We start from the raw sequence: 3919 nt of genomic DNA, 5'->3' as shown, positions 1-3919 counted from the left end.
ATCTGTCGGCAATTCGTTTTGAAAATAAACAGCTCGGGTTAATTTAAAGTATTTTAGGAGGTTATAATTTAATACATCGTTAGATATGTAAATACACTCCACCCGCTCTTTTAAAAGCAACTCTATTAATTCAATTACGTTAGCTGTTTCTATTAACTCAACGTTTTCATTATTCATTAACGGTTTAAAGCTTTGAGGCGTAAACCCTCTTACCGTTGCAAAACTAATGCATTCATCAATAGTGATATTTATATTTAAACTCGCAATGCCCGTTTTAGTCACAACGGTTGGCTGCGAATAAATAATTTTATTTACATCAATAAATGAAGCTTTGTAGCTTGATTTCCAGCTAGGGTTATCTGGATACTTAAAGTCGACATGGCGATGTTCCACAAATTCTTTGTAAAGTCGATTAATAGGTAGTGTGTAAAACTCAAACTTAAAGTCATGCTGCTGGGCAAACAAGGTAAGTAACTTTTGACTAAAACCATAATAGTCGCGGTTATCAGCCCCACTACCATCGTAGTATGGAAGGTATTCTATATTCTCTACGCCTACTACGTAATGAGTCGCTGATTTAGCGTTGTTTATTAAAAGCAGTAAAGCGAATGGCAAATATATTAACTGCGTTGCTATTTTTATAAATTGATTCATTAATAACCTAAGTAATATTATTGACAATTAGCTGCACGCTTTAATTTTAACAAATTTGCAAAGATTATGATAAGCCTATTTTGTTTTATGCAAAAAAAAGCCTGATTAGAATCAGGCTACGTAAAGAAAGGGTTTAGCTTTTATCTCTCGGTACAAAATCAAGGACTGTTGCATTAATACAGTAACGATCGCGACCTCTTGGACCTTCACCTGGAAATAAATGCCCTAAGTGTATGCCTGTACTTTTAGAGCGAAGCTCAATGCGTGTCATGCCCCAGCTGCTATCGTCGTGCTGTGTTACGTTGTTTTTTACAGGATGAGTAAACGACAACCAACCAGTACCTGAGTTAAACCTATCGCTTGTATCAAATAGTGGCTCGCCACTTAATTTATCAACAAAAGTGCCGTCTGGTGTATTTTTAAACTCTTTGTACTCTTTACAGTAAGGTCTATCTGTTCGTGCATCAAATGCAACTTTATAAGCATCACTGTTGCCTAATTTAAAAGCGCCTAATGCTTTATAAAACTCTTCAGGCGTTGCGTAACCTTGACGGCCATATACCTCAATACCATTTTCTAAAAACAAAATGGTCGGTGTTGCCCACGTGGCTGACTTAATAGTTAAATCATCAAGTTGGTCAGCATGGCGAAACGACATTGGTATTGTCCCTTTGTAATCATTTGCGACTGTTTTTTTAAACTTTTCACAGTATGGGCAGTACTCACGTGAATCTAAGACTACGATTTGTTTTCCTGATAATAAAGCCGTGTTATCTACTTTTTCTACAGGTGTTTTATTAAAAACAACACCGGTAGAGTGATTGGGACAATAGCCATTAGGGTTCTTTTCTAAATAATTTTGATGATACTCTTCTGCCGATACAAAACCTTGAAGCGGTTTAATAACTGTTTCAATTTTGCCATAGCTCGCATCAGTTAAAAGCTGCTGATATTGCGATTTAACTTGCTCAGCTACTTTAGCTTGCGCATCAGTGGTCGTTAATACAATTGAGCGGTATTGCGTACCAATGTCGTTACCTTGGCGATTTTTTTGCGTAGGGTCGTGACTTTCAAAATAGTTTTTTAAGAGATCTTCTGCTGAAATTATATTGCTGTTATACATAACTTGTACAACTTCAGCATAATTGTTCTCATCAAAACGACGAGACTGATCAGTAATATTTCTGTAGGTAGCTTTAAAGCCATTGCCGTCAGCGTACCCCGATTCAGCATCAATAACGCCATTAAGCGCTTCGTAGCGTTTTTCCGCTCCCCAAAAACAACCCGATCCAAGTACAATGGTTTCTACATGCATGGTGGCTTCTACATTACTGTGCTCAACCTTTTCCATAGATAAAGCAAAGCTGCCTGCGCTAAATATAATAGCAGCGCCTGATAAATATAATAAATGCTGGTGTTTCATAAAGTACCTCTTAAACAAGTGCGTGCTAACTAAGACCTCCTTATCCTAATTTTCATTTCAACCTAATTACTTATTTAGTACGAAGCGTATTAAATTTTGGTCCTCAATAAGTTAAATACGATTAATTGAATATAAAACTACTCTTAAAGTAAGTTGGGCAATAAACATAACCACTTAGTCGCAATGGTGTAAATAAATTAATAAAACTGTGTTACGTTTGAACTATGTTGTACAAATAGGTTTATTTAATGAAGCCAGCTCCTCATATTTATGCATTAACAAACAGTAGTTTACTACTTGATGCATCGCATTTAGACGCTACAGATATACTCTCTATTCAAAAGAAAATTTGGGCTTTAGCTAGCCACTGTAAAAGCACTGATGAATTTAGCGATTTAGTGCCAGCCATGAACTCGCTCACTCTTTATTTAAAATCAGATAAACACTTAAATAAGTGGTTACAAGTGCTACCTTCGCTGTGGAATGATATTAAAACGAGTACATTTAAGGGGCAGCATCACTTAATCGAAACCACATACAAGGGTGAGGACATTAATTACGTGGCTCGCTATCATAATTTAAGTGCTGATGAGGTTATTAATATTCATAGTAAAACCAAGTACCACGTATTATTTTTAGGCTTTCAGCCCGGTTTTGCTTACCTACATGGCTTAAATGAGCAATTACATACACCAAGACGTGATGAGCCACGTACTAGGGTTCCTAAAGGCTCTGTTGCGATAGGTGCTGCACAAACCGGAATTTACCCCGCAGATACCCCAGGTGGTTGGCATATAATAGGTCATACAGATACTGCTTTGTTTGATTCGGCCTCTGAGCAACCTTGTTTAATTCAACCAGGCGATACGCTTGAATTTGTTCCGCACGTTAATAAAGGAGCAAATCATGATTAAAGTACTTAAAAGTGGTGTATTACTTACAATTCAAGATTTTGGCCGTGAGGGCTACCGCCATTTAGGTGTAAGCAAAGCGGGTAGCTTAGACCCTATTGCACAAATCATTGCTAATAGATTACTTAACAATAACGACAATGATGCCGTTTTAGAAATAACTGTGGGTTTGTGCGAACTGGAATTTACCTGCGACACAGTAATTGCGCTTCATGGTGCAGATTTGCAAGCAACCCTTGATGGACATGCAATTTATCCTGGTTGGACATACGCAGTAAAAAACAAACAAGTCCTAAGTTTTGCTACTGGTAGAGCAGGCTTAAGAGCTTATTTAGCAGTGAAAGGCGGTATACAAAATGCTGAAGTTATGGGTTCTAAATCTACAGATTTAAACGCATGTTTTGGTGGTTTTGAAGGTAGATCTCTCACCTCTGGTGATAAAATACCTATTACTCCTTATTATGGAGAGTTTATAAAGGTAGGCGCAATTGCTCCCGCCCAGAGCAAACTTATACGCCTGCATCCAAGTCCTCATGCCGACTTATTAGGCGAGACTTTACTTAGCAACTTTGTGTCTACCGCTTTTAAAGTCAGCAATAATAGTAACCGAATGGGTGTAAGGCTTGAGCTTGAGCATAAGAATAATTTGGGGCATTCGCACTCTTTGCCATCATTAGGGGTAAGCCCTGGGAGTATTCAACTCCCACCAAGTGGAGAGCCAATTGTGTTACTAAATGATGGCCAAACTACAGGGGGCTACCCTCTGCTAGGGACTGTTATTGAAGCCGACTTACGTCAATTTGCACAGTTTAGACCTTTAGATACTGTTGAGTTTAAATATGTAACGTTTGAAGAAGCAGCAAAGGCGAAGCAGAAACTTGACGGACACCTACATCAATTGAGCCTTGCACTTAAAAATACATTATAAAAA

The 3919-nt window shown here is 37.9% G+C and carries 4 protein-coding genes; 2 read left to right on the top strand and 2 right to left on the bottom strand.

Features of this window, described 5'->3' with window-relative positions; translation table 11 throughout:
- A partial coding sequence (locus tag H5072_RS13745; protein WP_182693837.1) for an amino acid ABC transporter substrate-binding protein occupies positions 1–654 on the bottom strand: 654 nt, incomplete at its 3' end.
- A 133-nt stretch (positions 655–787) separates the two neighbouring features.
- Positions 788–2077 carry a peptide-methionine (S)-S-oxide reductase MsrA gene (gene msrA, locus H5072_RS13740; RefSeq protein ID WP_182693836.1) on the bottom strand — a complete coding sequence of 430 codons (1290 nt, stop codon included), beginning with the start codon at positions 2075–2077 and terminating at the stop codon, positions 788–790.
- A 248-nt stretch (positions 2078–2325) separates the two neighbouring features.
- On the opposite strand from msrA, the gene pxpB reads away from it, so the two are divergent.
- Both pxpB and H5072_RS13730 read left to right on the top strand, forming a co-directional pair.
- Complete coding sequence (gene pxpB, locus H5072_RS13735) at positions 2326–2991, top strand: 5-oxoprolinase subunit PxpB (RefSeq protein ID WP_182693835.1); 666 nt, start codon at positions 2326–2328, stop codon at positions 2989–2991.
- Positions 2984–3916, top strand: a complete 933-nt coding sequence (locus H5072_RS13730) for a biotin-dependent carboxyltransferase family protein (RefSeq protein ID WP_182693834.1) — start codon at positions 2984–2986, stop codon at positions 3914–3916. Before pxpB ends, H5072_RS13730 begins: the two co-directional genes overlap by 8 nt.
- Positions 3917–3919 lie beyond the last annotated feature (3 nt).

It is taken from the genome of Pseudoalteromonas sp. SR45-5 (assembly GCF_014163565.1).
Taxonomy (GTDB): domain Bacteria; phylum Pseudomonadota; class Gammaproteobacteria; order Enterobacterales; family Alteromonadaceae; genus Pseudoalteromonas; species Pseudoalteromonas distincta.
This window is presented reverse-complemented; position numbering and strand designations above follow the sequence as displayed.

Coding starts and splice junctions, on each gene's coding strand:
- msrA (WP_182693836.1), bottom strand. CDS start 2,077: ATGAAACACCAGCATTTATTATATTTATCAGGCGCTGCTATTATATTT.
- pxpB (WP_182693835.1), top strand. CDS start 2,326: ATGAAGCCAGCTCCTCATATTTATGCATTAACAAACAGTAGTTTACTA.
- H5072_RS13730 (WP_182693834.1), top strand. CDS start 2,984: ATGATTAAAGTACTTAAAAGTGGTGTATTACTTACAATTCAAGATTTT.